The organism is Sphingobium sp. AP50 (genome assembly GCF_900109095.1).
Classification (GTDB): domain Bacteria; phylum Pseudomonadota; class Alphaproteobacteria; order Sphingomonadales; family Sphingomonadaceae; genus Sphingobium.
Genome location: NZ_FNYZ01000001.1, coordinates 1,171,166 through 1,187,414 on the forward strand (window position 1 = coordinate 1,171,166; position 16,249 = coordinate 1,187,414).

General features: G+C 63.5%; 16 protein-coding genes. 10 read left to right on the forward strand and 6 right to left on the reverse strand.

The annotated features are described in order from the left end of the window. Nucleotides 1-4 precede the first annotated feature (4 nt). The 8 genes from recO (at nt 5) to BMY84_RS05870 (ending at nt 9,213) form a co-directional block, all read left to right on the forward strand. Nucleotides 5-739 carry a DNA repair protein RecO gene (gene recO / locus BMY84_RS05835; protein WP_093081497.1) on the forward strand — a complete coding sequence of 245 codons (735 nt, stop codon included), beginning with the start codon at nt 5-7 and terminating at the stop codon, nt 737-739. A gap of 92 nt (nt 740-831) precedes the next feature. Then, nucleotides 832-1,875 carry a 3-isopropylmalate dehydrogenase gene (leuB, locus tag BMY84_RS05840; RefSeq protein ID WP_093081500.1) on the forward strand — a complete coding sequence of 348 codons (1,044 nt, stop codon included), beginning with the start codon at nt 832-834 and terminating at the stop codon, nt 1,873-1,875. An 88-nt stretch (nt 1,876-1,963) separates the two neighbouring features. Continuing rightward, entirely contained in the window at nt 1,964-2,383 is a 420-nt protein-coding gene (locus BMY84_RS05845) for a hypothetical protein (protein ID WP_093081835.1), read from the forward strand. A gap of 64 nt (nt 2,384-2,447) precedes the next feature. Then, the gene (locus BMY84_RS05850; protein WP_093081503.1) at nt 2,448-3,440 is read left to right on the forward strand and encodes a threonine dehydratase; all 993 of its coding nucleotides are present in this window, start codon (nt 2,448-2,450) and stop codon (nt 3,438-3,440) included. After that, nucleotides 3,437-4,645 (forward strand): O-succinylhomoserine sulfhydrylase, encoded by a 1,209-nt coding sequence (gene metZ, locus BMY84_RS05855; protein WP_093081505.1) that lies wholly within the window; start codon nt 3,437-3,439, stop codon nt 4,643-4,645. The genes BMY84_RS05850 and metZ overlap by 4 nt, the downstream gene beginning before the upstream one ends. A 38-nt stretch (nt 4,646-4,683) precedes the next feature. After that, nucleotides 4,684-5,082, forward strand: coding sequence for a Co2+/Mg2+ efflux protein ApaG (gene apaG, locus BMY84_RS05860; RefSeq protein ID WP_093081837.1), 399 nt, complete (start codon nt 4,684-4,686; stop codon nt 5,080-5,082). After that, on the forward strand, nt 5,079-5,870 hold the full coding sequence (locus tag BMY84_RS05865; RefSeq protein ID WP_093081508.1) for a LysR family transcriptional regulator: 792 nt from the start codon (nt 5,079-5,081) through the stop codon (nt 5,868-5,870). Before apaG ends, BMY84_RS05865 begins: the two co-directional genes overlap by 4 nt. A gap of 484 nt (nt 5,871-6,354) precedes the next feature. Then, complete coding sequence (locus tag BMY84_RS05870) at nt 6,355-9,213, forward strand: autotransporter outer membrane beta-barrel domain-containing protein (RefSeq protein WP_093081511.1); 2,859 nt, start codon at nt 6,355-6,357, stop codon at nt 9,211-9,213. Nucleotides 9,214-9,321: 108 nt separating this feature from the next. Here BMY84_RS05870 and BMY84_RS05875 read toward each other — a convergent pair whose 3' ends face one another. From BMY84_RS05875 to parE, 3 genes are all read right to left on the reverse strand, one after another. Beyond that, nucleotides 9,322-9,627 carry a hypothetical protein gene (locus tag BMY84_RS05875; protein ID WP_143074992.1) on the reverse strand — a complete coding sequence of 102 codons (306 nt, stop codon included), beginning with the start codon at nt 9,625-9,627 and terminating at the stop codon, nt 9,322-9,324. Then, nucleotides 9,624-10,898 carry a class A beta-lactamase-related serine hydrolase gene (locus tag BMY84_RS05880; RefSeq protein ID WP_256215084.1) on the reverse strand — a complete coding sequence of 425 codons (1,275 nt, stop codon included), beginning with the start codon at nt 10,896-10,898 and terminating at the stop codon, nt 9,624-9,626. Before BMY84_RS05880 ends, BMY84_RS05875 begins: the two co-directional genes overlap by 4 nt. 103 nt (nt 10,899-11,001) lie before the next feature. Further along, nucleotides 11,002-12,978, reverse strand: coding sequence for a DNA topoisomerase IV subunit B (gene parE / locus BMY84_RS05885; RefSeq protein ID WP_093081520.1), 1,977 nt, complete (start codon nt 12,976-12,978; stop codon nt 11,002-11,004). Nucleotides 12,979-13,139: 161 nt separating this feature from the next. Here parE and BMY84_RS05890 point away from each other — a divergent pair, with 161 nt between their 5' ends. Beyond that, on the forward strand, nt 13,140-13,979 hold the full coding sequence (locus BMY84_RS05890) for an outer membrane protein (protein ID WP_093081524.1): 840 nt from the start codon (nt 13,140-13,142) through the stop codon (nt 13,977-13,979). Nucleotides 13,980-14,049: 70 nt separating this feature from the next. On the opposite strand, the gene BMY84_RS05895 is transcribed toward BMY84_RS05890, so the two are convergent. Then, nucleotides 14,050-14,745: a GcrA family cell cycle regulator gene (locus tag BMY84_RS05895; RefSeq protein WP_093081526.1), complete on the reverse strand. Its 696-nt coding sequence runs from the start codon at nt 14,743-14,745 to the stop codon at nt 14,050-14,052. A 118-nt stretch (nt 14,746-14,863) separates the two neighbouring features. Between BMY84_RS05895 and BMY84_RS05900 the strand changes: the two genes are divergently transcribed. Beyond that, entirely contained in the window at nt 14,864-15,724 is an 861-nt protein-coding gene (locus tag BMY84_RS05900; protein ID WP_093081529.1) for an ABC transporter permease, read from the forward strand. A gap of 106 nt (nt 15,725-15,830) precedes the next feature. On the opposite strand, the gene BMY84_RS30375 is transcribed toward BMY84_RS05900, so the two are convergent. Together BMY84_RS30375 and BMY84_RS05905 are read right to left on the reverse strand one after the other, a co-directional pair. Further along, nucleotides 15,831-15,959 (reverse strand): hypothetical protein, encoded by a 129-nt coding sequence (locus BMY84_RS30375; protein WP_256215085.1) that lies wholly within the window; start codon nt 15,957-15,959, stop codon nt 15,831-15,833. After that, nucleotides 15,956-16,249 (reverse strand): UDP binding domain-containing protein (locus BMY84_RS05905; protein WP_305825960.1); only part of this gene is annotated, 294 nt, incomplete at its 5' end. The genes BMY84_RS30375 and BMY84_RS05905, both read right to left, overlap by 4 nt.

A 16,249-nucleotide genomic window follows, 5' to 3' on the forward strand; every position in this document is an offset into this window, starting at 1 on the left:
GGCGATGCCCCATCTCTCCACCACCGCGATCGTCTGTGCGCTGCGCCATCATGGCGAACATGGCGCGATCGCGCGGTTGCTGACGCCGGGGGATGGTCTGCTGCCCGGCTATGTCCGGGGCGGCCGGTCGCGGGCGATGCGGCCGGTGCTGTTGCCGGGCAATGTGGTGATGGCGGAATTTCGCGCCCGGACCGAGGATCAACTGGCAGGCCTGACCGTCGAACTCGCCCATAGCCGCGCCCCGCTCCATGCCGAACCGCTGCCGGCCGCCGCGATCGACTGGAGCTGCGCGCTTACCGCTGCGTCCCTGCCCGAAGGCACGCCTTATCCGGCGCTGCATCAGGCGCTGTCCGGCCTGCTCGACGCGGTGGAGGCGGCGGCGGCGGCGCGGGGCTGGGCGGCGGCGCTGGTGCGTTATGAACTGCTGCTGCTCGCCGAACTGGGTTTCGGCCTCGATCTCACCCGCTGCGCGGCGTTGGGCGATGTGAACGATCTGGCCTATGTCAGCCCGCGCAGCGCTGCCGCCGTCAGCCGCGCGGCGGCGGTCGGCTATGAAAGCCGATTGCTGCCGCTGCCGCCCTTCCTGCTGGAAGGGGGCATGGGCGACTGGGACCAGATCATCGACGGCCTGCGCCTGACCGGCTTCTTTCTGGAACGCTCCGTCCTCACCGACCGGCGTGTCGATGTGCTGGCGGCGCGGGAAAGACTGGTCGAACGGCTCAAAAGAGCGGTTGCCTAAAGCGGGCAGCTTCTGCAAAGGCGGGCGCCGACAATCTGCCCCATTATTGCACGTCACGGGGCCGTACGAACATATTGTGAGGAAGCACCGCCATGTTGATCGCCCTGTTCCCCGGAGATGGTATCGGTCCTGAGATCGTCGCACAGGCAAAGCGCGTGCTCGATGCACTGGCGATCGATGGCCTGACCTATGAAGAGGGTCTGGTCGGCGGCGCAGCCTATAAGGCGGTCGGCCATCCGCTGCCGCCCGAAACGCTGGACATCGCCAAGCGCGCCGACGCCATCCTGTTCGGCGCCGTCGGCGATCCCGATTGCGACGCGCTGGAACGGCATCTGCGCCCGGAACAGGCGATCCTGGGCCTGCGCAAGGAATTGGGCCTCTTCTCCAACCTGCGCCCGGCCAAGGTCTTTCCCGAACTGGCGCATGAATCGGCGCTGAAGCCCGAGGTCGCCGGATCGATCGACCTGCTGATCGTCCGCGAAACCAATGGCGACGTCTATTTCGGCGAAAAGGGTTTCCGCACCACCGCCGACGGCCTGCGTGAAGGCTATGACATCATGTCCTATAACGAAGCCGAAGTGCGCCGCATCGCCCATGCCGGTTTTCAGGCCGCCCGCGCCCGTCGTGGCAAACTCTGTTCGGTGGACAAGGCCAATGTGCTGGAAACCAGCCAGCTGTGGCGCGACGTGGTGATCGCGGTGTCGGCGGACTATCCCGACGTTGCCCTGAGCCACATGTATGTCGACAATGCCGCGATGCAGCTCGTTCGCAACCCCGGCCAGTTCGACGTCATCGTCACCGGCAATCTGTTCGGCGATATCCTGTCGGATCAGGCGAGCATGTGCGTCGGCTCGATCGGCATGCTGGCGTCCGCTACGCTCAACGGCAGCGGGCAGGGGCTGTATGAGCCGATCCACGGTTCCGCGCCCGATATTGCCGGGCAGGGCAAGGCCAATCCGCTGGCGACCATATTGTCGGCGGCGATGATGCTGCGTTACTCGCTGAACCTGCCCGAACAGGCCGACCGGATCGAGGCGGCCGTGGCGAAGGCGCTGCGCGATGGCGCCCGTTCTCCCGATCTGGGCGGCAGCATGAACACGCTGGAAATGGGCGAGGCGGTCCTCGCCGCGCTCTGAAGCGTCGCTCGGTTCGTCGCATAATCGGCGAGCCGGCTTAACTTTTGCGGCCTCATGCCGATCTAATGGGAAAATGGGGTCGCAGAATATGCATATGGAATTGGCGCAGGATCATGATGGCCTGCGCAGGATGATGCGGGATTTCGCCCACGCCATGGAAAGCGCGCGGGCGGAGGACATGCAGGATATTGCGCGACGCCGCATCGCCTTCTCGCAACTGTTCCGCGAACATATGGCGCGCGAGGATGCGATGGTGCAGGATTTGCGCCGTAATCCGATGACGCCCCACCCCGATCAGGTGGTCCGCACCAGCAGCCGCGCCATGGTTGCGCTGTTCCTGCGCTACAGCGACCATATCAAATTTTGGACCCCGGCACAGATCGCCGCCGACTGGTCCGGCTATCGCGCCGCCGTGCTGGAATTGCAGAACGGCCTGTATGACCGGATGGAATGGGAAGAAGCCAATCTCCACCCGCTCTTTGCCGGTGGGGTGCGCAAGGCAGCCTGAAAAAGGGGCCAATCCGCCCATATCGGTCCTGTCCTGGGCGGTGCATGGCCGATAGATGTGCAGGATGACCGATCTTTCGCTTGCCTCGCTCCGTTCCGCCGCTGCCCTGATCCATGAACAGGTGCCGCCGACGCCGCAATATGCCTGGCCGCTGCTGGCGGGCCGCAGCGGTTGCGATGTGTGGGTGAAGCATGAAAATCACACGCCCACCGGCGCGTTCAAGGTGCGCGGCGCGATCACCTATATCGACTGGCTGCGCACGGCCCATCCCGAAGTGAAGGGCATCATCACCGCCACCCGCGGCAATCATGGCCAGGCGCAGGTGCGCGCGGCCAAGGCGGCGGGTCTGTCCGTCACCATCGTCGTCCCCCATGGCAATGCGCTGGAAAAGAACCGGGCGATGCGCGCTTTCGGCGCGAACCTGATCGAACATGGCCATGATTTCGACAGTGCCAAGGCGGAGGCACTGCGCCTGTCGCAGGAGCAGGGGCTGTTCATGGTCCCGGCCTATCATGATCAACTGGTGCGCGGCGTGGCCAGCTATGGACTGGAACTGTTCGATGCGGTGCCGGACCTCAACACCGTCTATGTGCCCGTAGGCTGCGGCTCCGGCCTGTGCGGTACGATTGCGGCGCGCGATGCACTGGGCCTGAAGACCAAAGTCGTCGGCGTCGTCTCCGCCCATGTCGATGCCGCAAAGCGCAGCTTCGAGGCGGGGCGCCTCATCTCCAGCCCCACCGCCTACACCTTTGCCGATGGCGTGGCCGTCTGCACCCCGGTTCAGGCCGCGCTCGACTATTTCGGACCGCGCGCCGACCGTTTCGTCGCCGTGACCGATGATGAAGTGGCCGAGGCGATCCGCATCTATTGGGAGGACACGCATAATCTGGCCGAAGGCGCGGGCGCGGTGGCACTGGCCGCGCTGATGCAGGAAAAAGAGGCAATGCGTGGCAAGCGGGTTGCGGTAATCCTGTCGGGCGGTAATGGCGACAGAAGCCAGATGGCCGAGATATTGAGCGGGGCCACCCCGCGCGTGGAATTGCGGAAGGCGATATGAAGCGGAAGAGCGGACAGAATCCGGAGATCACGAAGAACTGGAAGCCGGCGACGCTGGCGGTCCGGGGCGGTACGGCGCGCAGCGAATATGGCGAAACGTCCGAAGCGCTCTTCCTGACCAGCGGCTATTGCTATGACCGGGCGGAGGATGCCGCCGCGCGCTTCGCCGGTGATCAGGTCGGCATGACCTATAGCCGCCTCCAGAACCCTACGGTCGAAATGCTGGAACAGCGCATCGCTCTGCTGGAAGGCGCCGAAGCCTGTCGCGCCACCGCCACCGGCATGGCGGCGATGACGGCGGCTCTGCTGTGCCAGTTGTCGGCCGGTGACCATGTCGTCGCAGCCAAAGCGGCCTTTGGCTCCTGCCGCTGGCTGGTAGACACACTGCTGCCCAAATTCGGCATCCAGACGACCACGATCGACGGCTCTGACGTTGCTGCCTGGGAAGCGGCGGTAAAGCCCAATACGAAGGTCTTCTTCTTCGAAACCCCGGCCAATCCGACGATGGATATCGTGGATATCGCCGCCGTGTGCGCCATTGCGAAGGCGCATGGCATCACCACCGTCGTCGACAATGCCTTCGCCTCGCCCGCGCTCCAGCGGCCGATGGATTATGGCGCGGACGTCGTGGCCTATAGCGCGACCAAGATGATGGACGGGCAGGGGCGCGTCCTCGCCGGCGCCATTTGCGGCACGCGCGACTGGATCGACAATGTCCTGCTGCCCTTCCACCGCAATACCGGGCCGACGCTCAGCGCGTTCAACGCCTGGGTGGTGCTGAAGGGGCTGGAGACGCTGGATCTGCGCATCCGTCGTCAGAGCGACAATGCGCTCAAGGTCGCGCGCTTCCTGGAAACGCGCCTGCCCAAGGTCAATTATCCCGGCCTTGAAAGCCATCCGCAGCATGCACTCGCCATGCAGCAGATGGAAGCTGCCGGTCCGATCTTCTCGCTCTATGTCGGCGGCGGCCGGGCAGAGGCCCATGGCCTGCTCAATGCGCTGGAACTGGTCGACATCAGCAACAATATCGGCGACTCGCGATCGCTGATGACCCATCCGGCTTCCACCACCCATTTCGGGATGGCGGAAGAAGCGCGGCTGGAAGTCGGCATTACCGAAGATATGCTGCGCCTGAACGTCGGTCTGGAAGACCCGGACGATGTCATCGCCGATTTCGATCAGGCGCTGCGCGCGATAGGCCGTTGACGGACGAGGGGGTTAGGGCGCATTCCTGAGACATGACCGTGCTTGCGCTCTTCCCCTTTCACGCGACGACGCGCGACATCACTGTCCATGTCGCAGTCACCTTTCTGCCCGAACAGTCGGAGCCGGACCGGGGCCGCTGGTTCTGGGCCTATCATATCCGGATCGAAAATCAGGGCGACCATCCGGTACAGCTTCTGACCCGCCACTGGATCATCACCGATGGGCGCGGATCGCAGCATAGCGTCGATGGTGACGGCGTGGTGGGGGAGCAGCCGGTGGTGCAGCCGGGGAAAAGCTATGACTATGTTTCGGGTTGTCCACTGGGTACGCCGACCGGGTCGATGAAGGGCAGCTATCGCATGATCGGTATGGACGGCGACACGTTCGAAGTCGCCATCCCTCATTTCGCGCTGATCGCACCGGCGGTGGCCGAATGAAGCGCACCCATTTGCCGCTCAACGGCCTGCGCGTGCTGGATGCGGCGGCACGGCATTTGTCCTTCACCCGCGCGGCGGACGAACTGGCCGTGACGCCGGCCGCCGTGGGTCAACAGATTCGCGCGCTGGAAGACATGCTGGGCGTCGTGCTGTTCCGCCGCACGCCCAAGGGGCTGGAACTGACCCCGGAAACCGAAGCGGGTCTGGATGCCCTGCGCGCCGGTTTTCTGGAGTTTGAGGAGGCCGTCCGGGCGATGCAGGCGGGCCAGTCCAGCCATGCGCTGACCATCGCCGCGCCCCGCGACATTACCGCCAAATGGCTCCAGCCGCGTCTGGCCACCTATGCCGCGACCCAGCCCGACCTGACCTTCCAACTGGTGTCCGCCGACGAAGCGCTGGACTTTACCGAGGCCAATCTGGACATCGCCCTGCGCCTGACCGATGGAGCGGGCGAGCATGAGGGCGTGAAGATCGGGGAGGCCGTTTATATCACGGTGGAGGCCGCCAATGGTGGCCCTGATCATCGTATCGACTGGCCCGGTTGCCCCGCTGGCGACAAGCCTGCGACCATTCGCGTGGCCGATGGCGGTCTGGCGATCGAGGCGGCGGCGAATGGCTTCGGTCGCGCCCGTGTGCCGCAATTGCTGGCGCAGGCGGATATTGCGGCGGGCCGGGTGCGGCAGGTGGGCGATGCCAGCCCGACCCTGCTCGCCTATTGGCTGATCGCGCCGTTGCCCCAATGGCGGCAGAAGAAGGTCAAAACGCTGGTCGAGGCGCTGATCGCCTGAAGTGCCTGATCCTGCCGGAGCGATAAAGGCCTGGCAGGTCGGCAATAACATCCTGATAATCAGAAACTATCTCTTCCCGCATGATAGATGGGAAGGAAGCGATTTGCGGTCGACTGGGCATATCGGCCTGTTGCCATCAGGTGTGGTCGTTAATTCTGATTTTCTCTTCTTCATGATTCCGCGTGTGGATGTGTATTAAAACTGTTTCTAGCCATATTTTCATAATTTATTTCGGAATCGAAACAATTTTCTAACAGATGTTGTTATATTTATTCTGTATTGTTTTTCATTCTGGCGCATATTTCTTTCTTTTTAGCGCAACGCCGTCTTCATCTGACCCGTTATTGTTGCAGCATGTTGCCAAGCGGTAAAATGCCGCCGATCAGATGGCATGTGCTGAACTATTTCATCCATGCCTAAAATAGGGGTCGCTCCACGAATTTATCGATTGGCTTGCCAATGATAATCGAAAATGGAGTGAAGCATGAAAATAGGATTGTTGTTAGCCGCCAGTGCCTTGGCGCTAAGTTATTCTGTTCCTGCAAGTGCCAGCGATGAAACCAGAAATTCGCCAACTGGCGGCGCTCTTCCTTCCGGTGTGACGGAAGTCGGCGGTATCGTTGTCGACATGACCGGTACCAATGATACGCGCGTCGTATCGCAACTGGCCGCCTCGGAATTGTATCGGGGCTATGCCAACTTCTCCGAAAATGCGGTTCCGGGTGTCGCGACCGGCAATCCTTTGCTGTTCGGCACCCAGACTGGCTATGACAGCACGGTGCTGGACCAACTTGGCGGTGGTATTCAGTCCCTGTCCATCCGCATCACCCTCTATGATGGTGACACGGCTCCCGGTGATTTCGATCAGGGGGAAAACACCCTGTCGGTCAATGATATCCTGCTGGGCAACTGGTCCGATGTAACCGCCTATCAGACCACCTCAGATGGCCAGACGCTGCTCAGCACCACCAACGGGTTCGGCAACGACATATTGGCGACCGGTTTTTTCAGCATCACGGACGTCGCGGTCCTGACGGAAATCTACAACAGCCTGCTGGCGAGCAACGCGCTGGCTTTCACGCTGAATGACGTCGATCCCTATGACAATTATTTCGACTTCACGCAGGGCGTCGACGGCGGGCTGATCGATGTCGGCACCGGGCCGGTGGTGACGCCGCCGACTGTCCCGCCGACGGGCCAGTTCCTCTATTGGGATGGCGCCGCCGCCGGCAATGCCGACAATGGCGTGGTGAATGGCGGCGACGGTGTTTGGGATGCGACCACCGCCAACTGGACCGAAGCGGGCGGCGGCGCCAATGGCGCCTACACGCCCAATCCGGGCAGCGTGACCTTTGCCGGCACGGCGGGCACGGTGACGGTCGACAACAGCCTGGGCAATGTCGCGGTAGAAGGCATGCATTTCGCCGTTAATGGCTATCATATCGTCGGCGAAGCGATCGAACTGAGCGGCACCGCCGCGACCGTGCGAGTCGGGGATGGCACGGCCGATGGCGCGTCCTTCGTCGCCACGATCGACGCGCCGCTGACCGGCACGGCCGGCCTCACCAAGACGGATCTGGGCATATTGGTTCTGGGTGGCGAGAACAGCTATTCCGGTACGACCACTGTGGCGGGCGGAACGCTGATGGGCTCGGCCACCAGCTTCGGCAGCGGCGACGCAGTGATCGACGCCGGTGCCAGCCTGATCATCGATCAGGCGGCTGATGCGACCTTCGCCAATGCGATTTCCGGGGAAGGCAGCCTGTTCAAGACCGGCGTCGGCACGCTGGAAGTGACGGCCGACAGCAGCCTGACCGGCCCGACGACGGTCGCCGCCGGCAAGCTCCAGGTCAATGGCAGCCTCGCTACGTCGCCAGTGACGGTCGGCAATGGCGCGACGCTGGGCGGCTATGGCACCGTGGGCGGCATCAGCGCGCAGGCGGGATCGACGGTCGCGCCGGGTGGATCCATCGGCACGCTCAGCATCAATGGCGATTATCATCAGGCGTCGGGATCACGCTATGCCGTGGAACTGACATCGACCGGCGACACCGACCTGCTGGGCATATCCGGTGCGGCGACGCTGGACGGCGGTGCCCAGCTGGTCGTGACCAAGACGGACGCGGCGCGCTATGTGCTGGGCAAGCGCTATACCGTGCTGACCGCCGATGGCGGCGTGACCGGCGACTATGCGCTGTCAGGCGATACGCAGGTGTCGCTCTTCTACAATCTGGTCGACAATTATGACGCGACACATGTCTATCTCGATGTTGCGCAGACGCGCTCCTTCGCCTCGGCCGGGGCAACGCCGAACCAGATTTCGGCGGCGGCGGGGGGCGACAGCACGTCCGGCACGCTGCACGACGCGATCGGCTATCTGCAAAGCGAAGCGGAGGCCCGTGTCGCCTTCGATTCCATCTCGGGCGAAATCCACGCTACCGTCCGCGCCGCCGCGCTGGAGGACAGCCGCTTCATCCGGGAGGCCGTGAATGGCCGCCTGCTGGATGCGACCGATCCCAATGCGCTCTGGTTCCGGGGCTATGGCTCCTGGGGCCGGATGAAGGGGGATGGCAATGCCGCCCGCTATGATCGCGACATTGGCGGCTTCTTCCTGGGCTATGACATGGTTCGCAGCGGCGCGCTGCGCATCGGCCTGCTGACCGGCTACAGCCATAGCAGCGTCAAGCTGCCAGCCCGTTCCTCCTCGGCCAAGGCGGATGACGTGCATCTGGGCGCTTATGTCGGGATCGGCAAAGATGTCGGCTTCGGGGCGCGTCTGGGCGCGTCCTATAGCTTCCGTTCGATCAAGACCAGCCGGACCGTCGCCTTCACCGGCTTCACCGACTCGCTCGGCAGCAAATATGATATCGGCATCGGTCAGGCCTTCGGCGAACTCGGCTACAAGATCGGCGTAGGCCCGGCGACGATCGAGCCGGTCGCCGGTCTGGCCTATGTCCATCTCGATTCCAGCCAGGCCGTCGAAAGCGGCGGGGCATCGAAACTGTTCGTCCATGCCAAGAATTCGCAAATCCTGTTCAGCACATTGGGGGCGCGGTTCAAGGCCGATCTGTCGCCGCAGGGCGGCACCGTTGTCGCGCTCACCGGTTCGGCGGCCTGGCGCCATGCCAGCCATAATCGCGATGCGCTGGCGTCGCTGGCCTTTGCCGATGGCGACCGCTTCGCCATCACCGCGCCGCCCATCGCCAAGGATGTCGCGGCGGTCGACCTGGGTGTCGAGGGGCGGCTGGCGTCCGGCCCGGTCCTCAGCCTGTCCTATTCCGGGCAGATCGGCGATGGCCTGCGCGATCATGGTGTGAAGGCCAGCCTGCGCTGGCCGCTCTGACGGGAGCGATGTGCATGGCGGGGGAGGGCAAGGCTTTCCCCGCCATGCGATTTTCAGCGCATATAATTTCGGCTGATCCAATGATGGTGGAAGAAGTCAGGTGATTGCTTAACGGGAGGGCTTGCCGTTGCTGCGCCGGCTGCAATGCATGTCGCGCACGCCCTTATACTCCCAATAGCGCATATCTGGGCCAAACATCACAACTTCTTCGCCATCACGGGTCTGATAGAAATAGCTCCCGCTCTGCGCTTCACGCCGCCGCCCATTGATTGAAATGCTCGCGTCTGGTGATCGCGTGTCGATAATTATGGAGCCGTATTTGCCGAAGTTGCAGTGATAGGTCGCACCAGAAGCATTTGCCCACGTTGGCGAAGCGACGGTCAGGCAAAGCAATGCTAGAAACCGCCTCATCATTGCCCTCTATTCTCTACCAACAAATTCATCGCCCGCGTCATCAGCGCCACGAACCGGCTCTCCTCCACCCGCGCCGCCGGATTGTTCCAACTGCCGCTGAGCGCATACCAGCTTCCGTCCTGCGCCTGCGCCAGCAGGTTCATCGCCATCACCCCCGGCTCGCTGCCGCCCTTATACCCCAGATAGCGCCAGCGCTTCGCGTCGGCCGGGGCAATGCCGGGATTGACGGCCATGATCGGCAGGGCGTCGCCGCCATGCACATGCAGCCAGTCGAGCAGGGCGATCATGTCGGCCGGCGAAGCGAACCATTCGATGCTGTCGATCGCGGTAGGGCTCTCGGCGACGCTACCCACATCGACCTTGTCGGCGGTCAGGCGGGCTGCCGCATCACGCAGCAGCGCGCGGCGATCGGTGAGCGATCCCGTCTCATAACGGTGGCGCAGATCGGCATTGGCCGGCATTTTCAGCGCAAAGGCCTCCGCAGTGCTCAGCAGCGGCAGTGCCTTGCCCGCATCGTCATGTCCCGCCGTCGCCAGCATCGCGTCAACCTTCTCCCGTCCCAGCGCGCGGAGCAGCGTGTCGCTGGCGCTATTGTCGCTTTCGGCGATCATCGCCGTGGCCAGACTGTGCAGCGTCATCGGCGCCTTGTCCGGCCAGTTCATCAACCGACCGGAAAAATTCTTCGGACCCAGCGGGATGACGTCGCTCCAGCGCCTTTGACGGGCACCAGTGGTGCGGGCCAGTTCGGCGAGGATATAGAGTTTGAAGCTGGAGCCGGTCGCCATCTGCGCATCGGCGCGATGCGCGCGCAGCAGTTGCGGCCCGGCATCGGTCAGTTTCGCGATGGCGAAGGCGCTGCTGCCGGGCAGGGCGGCGATATCCGCCATGACCTTGTCCAAGCTGTCCTGCGCCGTCTTTGCGCCGACGATATGCAGGCCGACGATCCGATTGGGTGCCTGCGGTGCGACGACTAGCGAGAAGCCGACCGTCGCTCGCGCATAGCGTATCTCGACTTGCCCAGCCGTATCGCTGGTCTGGCTGACAGCCCCCAGCGCCACCGGCTGGCCATGCTGGGCACGCAGATCGGCGGCAATGGCGCGCCAGCGATCCACCGGCACCGCGTCGAGAAAGAGGGAAGAGAAATACGCCTCCTCGCCACCGGGCGCAGAGAGGATGTCGAGCAATTGTTCCGCGCGGGCCTGATAGGCGGGAGAGGGGGCAGCGCGGGCAGACATGGGGAAGAGGGACATGGCCAGCAACAACAATGCCATGACGCGCGACGCCATGGCTAGGTGCGCCCCATAAGCCTCTCCCCTTCAGGGGAGGGGGAAGGGGTGGGGTCTCGCGCCACACGCAGGTCGAGGTGACATCCCCTCACGCGTCGATCGCTTCCTCATCCACTGCCGCCGCATTTTCCTGAATGAAGGCGAAGCGGTGCGCCGGGTTGGTGCCCATCAGCCGGTCGACCAGATCGCGCACCTGCTGCCGGTCCTCGACATCGTCGGGCAGGGTGATGCGAATCAGGATGCGCGTCTTGGGGTCCATGGTGGTTTCGCGCAACTGCATCGGGTTCATTTCGCCCAGCCCTTTGAAGCGGCTGATATCGACCTTCTTGCCCTTGAACTCCTTCGCCAGCAATTCCTCGCGATGCGCATCATCCTTGGCGTAGAGGCTCTTGCCTCCCGCGACGAGGCGATAGAGCGGCGGCTGCGCCAGATAGAGATGCCCGCGCCGCACCAGTTCGGGCATTTCCTGAAAGAAGAAGGTCATCAGCAGCGTGGCGATATGCGCGCCATCGACGTCCGCGTCCGTCATGATGACGATGCGTTCGTAACGCAGATTATCCGGGTTGCAATCCTTGCGCGTGCCGCAGCCCAGCGCCAGGATCATGTCTGCAATTTCCTGATTTGCTAATATCTTGGCGGTGTTTGCTGAGGCTACGTTGAGGATCTTGCCGCGCAGGGGCAGGATCGCCTGCGTCTTGCGGTCGCGCGCCTGCTTGGCGGAGCCGCCCGCGGAATCGCCTTCGACCAGAAAGATTTCAGCGCCTTCCGGATCGTCGTTTGAACAGTCCGTCAGCTTGCCGGGCAGGCGCAATTTGCGGCTGTTGGTCGCCGTCTTGCGCTTGACCTCCTTCTCCTGCTTGCGCTTCAGCCGCTCGTCCATCCGGTCCAGCACATAAGACAGCAGCGCCTTGCCCCGGTCCATATGGTCGGTCAGATAATGGTCGAAATGGTCGCGCACCGCATTTTCCACCAGCCGCGCGGCATCCGGGCTGGTCAGCCGATCCTTGGTCTGGCTTTGGAACTGCGGTTCACGGATGAAGACGGACAGCATGATTTCCGATGACGTCATGATGTCGTCAGCGGTGATGTCCTTCGCCTTCTTCTGTCCCACCAATTCGCCAAAGGCGCGGATGCCCTTCACCAGCGCGGCGCGCAGCCCGGCTTCATGGGTGCCGCCGTCGGGCGTCGGGATGGTGTTGCAATACCAGCTATAGCTGCCGTCGGACCAGAGCGGCCAGGCGACCGCCCATTCCACCCGGCCGGCGGTGCCGGGGAAATCCTGATTGCCCGAAAAGAAGACGCTGGTGGCGCAATCGCGGTCGCCCACCTGCTCCTTCAGATGGTCGGCCAGGCCGCCGGGGAACTGGAACACGGCTTCGGCCGGCGTGTCGTCGCTGATCAGCGCGGGATCGCATTTCCAGCGTATCTCGACGCCCGCGAACAGATAGGCCTTCGACCGGGCAAGCCGATGCAGGCGCGCCGGCCTGAACTTCTGCTCGCCGAAAATCTCGGTGTCGGGAATGAAGCTGACGGATGTGCCGCGCCGGTTGGGCGCAGCGCCGACCTTCAGCAACTCGGTTTGTGGCAGGCCGCGCGAGAAGGTCTGTCGGAACAATTCCTTGTTGCGTGCGACTTCCACGATCGTCTCGGTCGACAGTGCGTTGACCACGCTGGCGCCCACGCCGTGCAGGCCGCCCGAGGTGGCATAGGCCTTCCCTTCGAACTTGCCGCCCGAATGGAGCGTGGTCATGATCACTTCCAGCGCCGACTTGCCGGGGAATTTGGGATGCTCGTCGATCGGCATGCCGCGGCCATTATCGACGATGGTCAGCCGGTTGCCTGCCTCCAGGGTCACCTCGATCCGGGTGGCGTGGCCCGCGACGGCCTCGTCCATGCTGTTGTCCAGCACTTCGCTGCCCAGATGATGCAGCGCCCGCTCGTCGGTGCCGCCAATATACATGCCGGGGCGGCGGCGGACCGGTTCCAGCCCTTCCAGCACCTCGATGGTCGAGGCGTCATATTGTTGCGTGGCGGGGGTGTTGGCGGCGAACAGGTCTTCGGACATGCTACAAGCTATAAGCGGCCGGGCGACAGGCGCAAGCGTTGCGCATAAGCCACAGCAGCAATCAATTGTCACAAAGGCTGATGCAACAAAGTCGGCTGCCTCTTCGTTCACAGTGTCACCGTGCAGAGGCAATTTTCTGCATCAGGTGAGGAGATAGTTTCATGAAGACAATCGCATTTGCGCCGCTTGGCGCCACGTTGGCGCTCGCCTTGGCGACACCGGCTGTCGCGCAGGATAGTGGCGCAGTGGACTGGACTGGCCCTTATGTTGGTGGCTCCTTTGGCTACACGTTTCAGAAAAGCGATAACAACGAGCATCTGCGCTTCGATACCGATGCCGATGGAGCCTATGACGATGTCGTGACGACGGCGTCCGGGGCGAATGCCTTTTCACCCGGAACCTGCGGTGGCGCGGCGCGCGGCTCCACTCCGGCCAGTGGATGCGATGGCGACAAGGATGCCATTAGCTGGATGGGACATGTCGGCTATGATCGGCAATTTGGCAGCATCGTCGCCGGTGTCGTCGCCGAAGCCGGCCAGGCCTATATCGACGACAAGGTGACGGAATATTCGACCACGCCGGCCTTCTACACGATGCGGCGCAAGATCGACTGGAATGCCAATCTGCGGGCGCGGCTGGGCTATACGACGCCGGGTGGCATCATGCCCTACATCACCGGCGGTCTGGCCTATGCGAAGGTCAAGAACAACTTCACGACCAGCAATGCCGCGAACAGCTTCACGCAGTTCGACAACAAGGAAGATGCCTGGGGCTGGACCATGGGCGGCGGTGTCGAGGCCAAGGTGTCCAACAATTTCTCGATCGGCGCCCGCTATCTGTGGACCCGCTATAATGTCGGCGACTATCGCGTTGATGTGGGGGCGGGAACGGCACCTGCGACCAATCCTTTCCGCATCACGCCATCAGGCGGTGCCAGCATCAATCGCGGCGACAAGTTCGACACGCAGAGCGTGATGGTGACGACCAGCTACCGCTTCTGATCAGAAGCGAATAATAAAAAAAGGCCCGGTTTCCATAAGGAAGCCGGGCCTTTTTAATGTCTGATGTAAATCAGCGAACCCGCGGGCCGCCGAAGGGCAGCGGCGGGGGCGGGCGGCGCGTGCCGCGCGGCAACTGTGCCTGATAGGCGCGACCGCAATGTTCGACGCAATAGGGGAAGCCGGGGTTCACCTGCTCGCCGCAGAAATGGAAATCGGGTTCGCCCGGATGGCCCATCGGCCATTTGCAGATACGCTCGGTCAGATCGAGCAGGCTAGTCTTGTCGGCGATTTCGGCGCTGGGCTTGGCGGGGACCAGACGGCGCGGCGGCGCAGGCGGGATCGGTGCCTGCTGATCGCCGGGGCCCTGGCGCAGGAAGCCGCCGGGGCCGACCGAAATGATGCGCGGCTGCGGCGCGGGCGCAGGCGCGTCCTCGGCAGCCGGGGCAGCGGCGGCCGGTGCGGCGGGCGCAACCGGCTGCGGCGCGGGCGCACGCACCGGGGCGGCGGGGGCAGGCGCGGCCGGCGCAGCGGCGCGGGGCGCTTCGGCCTCCGGCGCGGGCTTGCGCGGGGCAGGGGCGGCGGCCGCCTTCTTGGGCGCATCGTTCGCCTTGACCGGCGAAGGACGCGATTGCAGGCCCAGACGATGGGCCTTGCCGATCACCGCATTGCGGCTGACGCCACCCAGTTCATCGGCGATCTGGCTCGCGGTCAGGCCGCGTTCCCACATCCCCTTGAGCTGGTCGATACGCTCGTCGGTCCAGGACAATGAAAAACTCCTCACAAATCTCGTATGGCTTCCTATATGGGAAGCACAGCGCGCAGGTTCAAATCCTTTGGACCTGACCCCTTGCAGCACAACGGACCAGCCGATAGTCGATCCTGCCATGAACGACCAGCCCAAAATTGTCGCCGCCACGCCCCTCGACTCGCCTTTTGCCGAGCCGGGCGTGCCGCAGATCCGCAACGTGAACTGGGCTGGGACCTGGGCGCTCTATCGCAAGGAGGTGCGCCGCTTCATGAAAGTGCAGCTCCAGACCGTATGGGCGCCGGCGATCACGACGCTGCTGTTCCTGATCATCTTCATCGTCGCGCTGGGTGGCAGCGGCCGGACGGTGATGCTGCGCGGGGAAGCGGTGCCTTTCGCCGACTTCATCGCACCGGGCCTGATCATCATGGGCATGATCAACGCCTGCTTCGCCAATGCCAGCTTCGCGCTGATGGTGGGGAAGGTGCAGGGGACGCTGGTCGACTATCTGATGCCGCCCATTTCCGTGGGCGAATTGCTGTTCGCGCTGGTCTTCTCCTCCATGACGCGCGCGATCATGGTTGGCTTCGCGCTGTGGGGCGCGATGGCGCTGTGGCCCGGCGTGCATGTGACGCCGGCGCATCTATGGGCGGTGGTCTGGTTCGGCCTACTCGGTACCAGCTTCATCGCCTTTCTGGGCGTGCTGACGTCGATCTGGGCAGAAAAATTCGATCATGGCGCGGCCATTACCAATTTCGTGATCGGCCCGCTCGCTCTGCTTTCGGGCACCTTCTATTCGATCGATCGCCTGCCGCCGCTGTTTCAGGGGATCAGCCACGCCAACCCCTTCTTCTACATCATCTCCGGCTTCCGCTATGGCTTCGTCGCGGCGGCGGACACCAATGTCGTGATCGGCAGCAGCGTGCTGCTGGGCCTGAACCTCGTGCTTGGCGGCCTTTGCTATGTGCTGCTGAAACGCGGCTGGAAGATCAAAGCCTGATCCTTCCTGGAAATGCCGCACCGGGGCCCGCACCTCCACCCGGCCGCCCATAGAATACTGCCGTTGGGTGGCCGGGTGGGGGTGCCGGCCGGTGCGGTGACAGACTCTAAGTAAAGGCGGCGAAGATGGGGACGGCGATCCCCATCAGGAACAGGGTCGCCGCCGCGATCAGCCAGTGATGCCAGCGGGGAAGGGCGTCATTCGACGGCCCTTCCTGCCAGGGCCAGTGGATCACCCCTTCTGCCCGACGCGTGTGATGGCAAAGCCCGCCTCGGTGGCTTCGGCGACGGGATAGATATTGCGCAGGTCGACCAGCACCGGCTGCACCATCGACGCGGCCAGGCGCTTGAGGTCCAGCGCGCGGAAAATATCCCATTCCGTCACCAGCACCAGCACGTCCGCGCCGGCCGCCGCTTCATAGGCATCCTTCACCATGGTCACGCCCGGCATCATCGGCGCGGCCACTTCCATGCCCTCGGGGTCATAGGCCACCACCTTCGCCCCCGCATCCTCCAGCGCCTGCAC

What these genes read in the sequence shown, in the direction of transcription:
- recO (WP_093081497.1), top strand. Translation starts at nt 5, where the DNA reads ATGCCCCATCTCTCCACCACCGCGATCGTCTGTGCGCTGCGCCATCAT.
- leuB (WP_093081500.1), top strand. Translation starts at nt 832, where the DNA reads ATGTTGATCGCCCTGTTCCCCGGAGATGGTATCGGTCCTGAGATCGTC.
- BMY84_RS05845 (WP_093081835.1), top strand. Translation starts at nt 1,964, where the DNA reads ATGCATATGGAATTGGCGCAGGATCATGATGGCCTGCGCAGGATGATG.
- BMY84_RS05850 (WP_093081503.1), top strand. Translation starts at nt 2,448, where the DNA reads ATGACCGATCTTTCGCTTGCCTCGCTCCGTTCCGCCGCTGCCCTGATC.
- metZ (WP_093081505.1), top strand. Translation starts at nt 3,437, where the DNA reads ATGAAGCGGAAGAGCGGACAGAATCCGGAGATCACGAAGAACTGGAAG.
- BMY84_RS05865 (WP_093081508.1), top strand. Translation starts at nt 5,079, where the DNA reads ATGAAGCGCACCCATTTGCCGCTCAACGGCCTGCGCGTGCTGGATGCG.
- BMY84_RS05870 (WP_093081511.1), top strand. Translation starts at nt 6,355, where the DNA reads ATGAAAATAGGATTGTTGTTAGCCGCCAGTGCCTTGGCGCTAAGTTAT.
- BMY84_RS05875 (WP_143074992.1), bottom strand. Translation starts at nt 9,627, where the DNA reads ATGATGAGGCGGTTTCTAGCATTGCTTTGCCTGACCGTCGCTTCGCCA.
- BMY84_RS05880 (WP_256215084.1), bottom strand. Translation starts at nt 10,898, where the DNA reads ATGGCATTGTTGTTGCTGGCCATGTCCCTCTTCCCCATGTCTGCCCGC.
- parE (WP_093081520.1), bottom strand. Translation starts at nt 12,978, where the DNA reads ATGTCCGAAGACCTGTTCGCCGCCAACACCCCCGCCACGCAACAATAT.
- BMY84_RS05890 (WP_093081524.1), top strand. Translation starts at nt 13,140, where the DNA reads ATGAAGACAATCGCATTTGCGCCGCTTGGCGCCACGTTGGCGCTCGCC.
- BMY84_RS05900 (WP_093081529.1), top strand. Translation starts at nt 14,864, where the DNA reads ATGAACGACCAGCCCAAAATTGTCGCCGCCACGCCCCTCGACTCGCCT.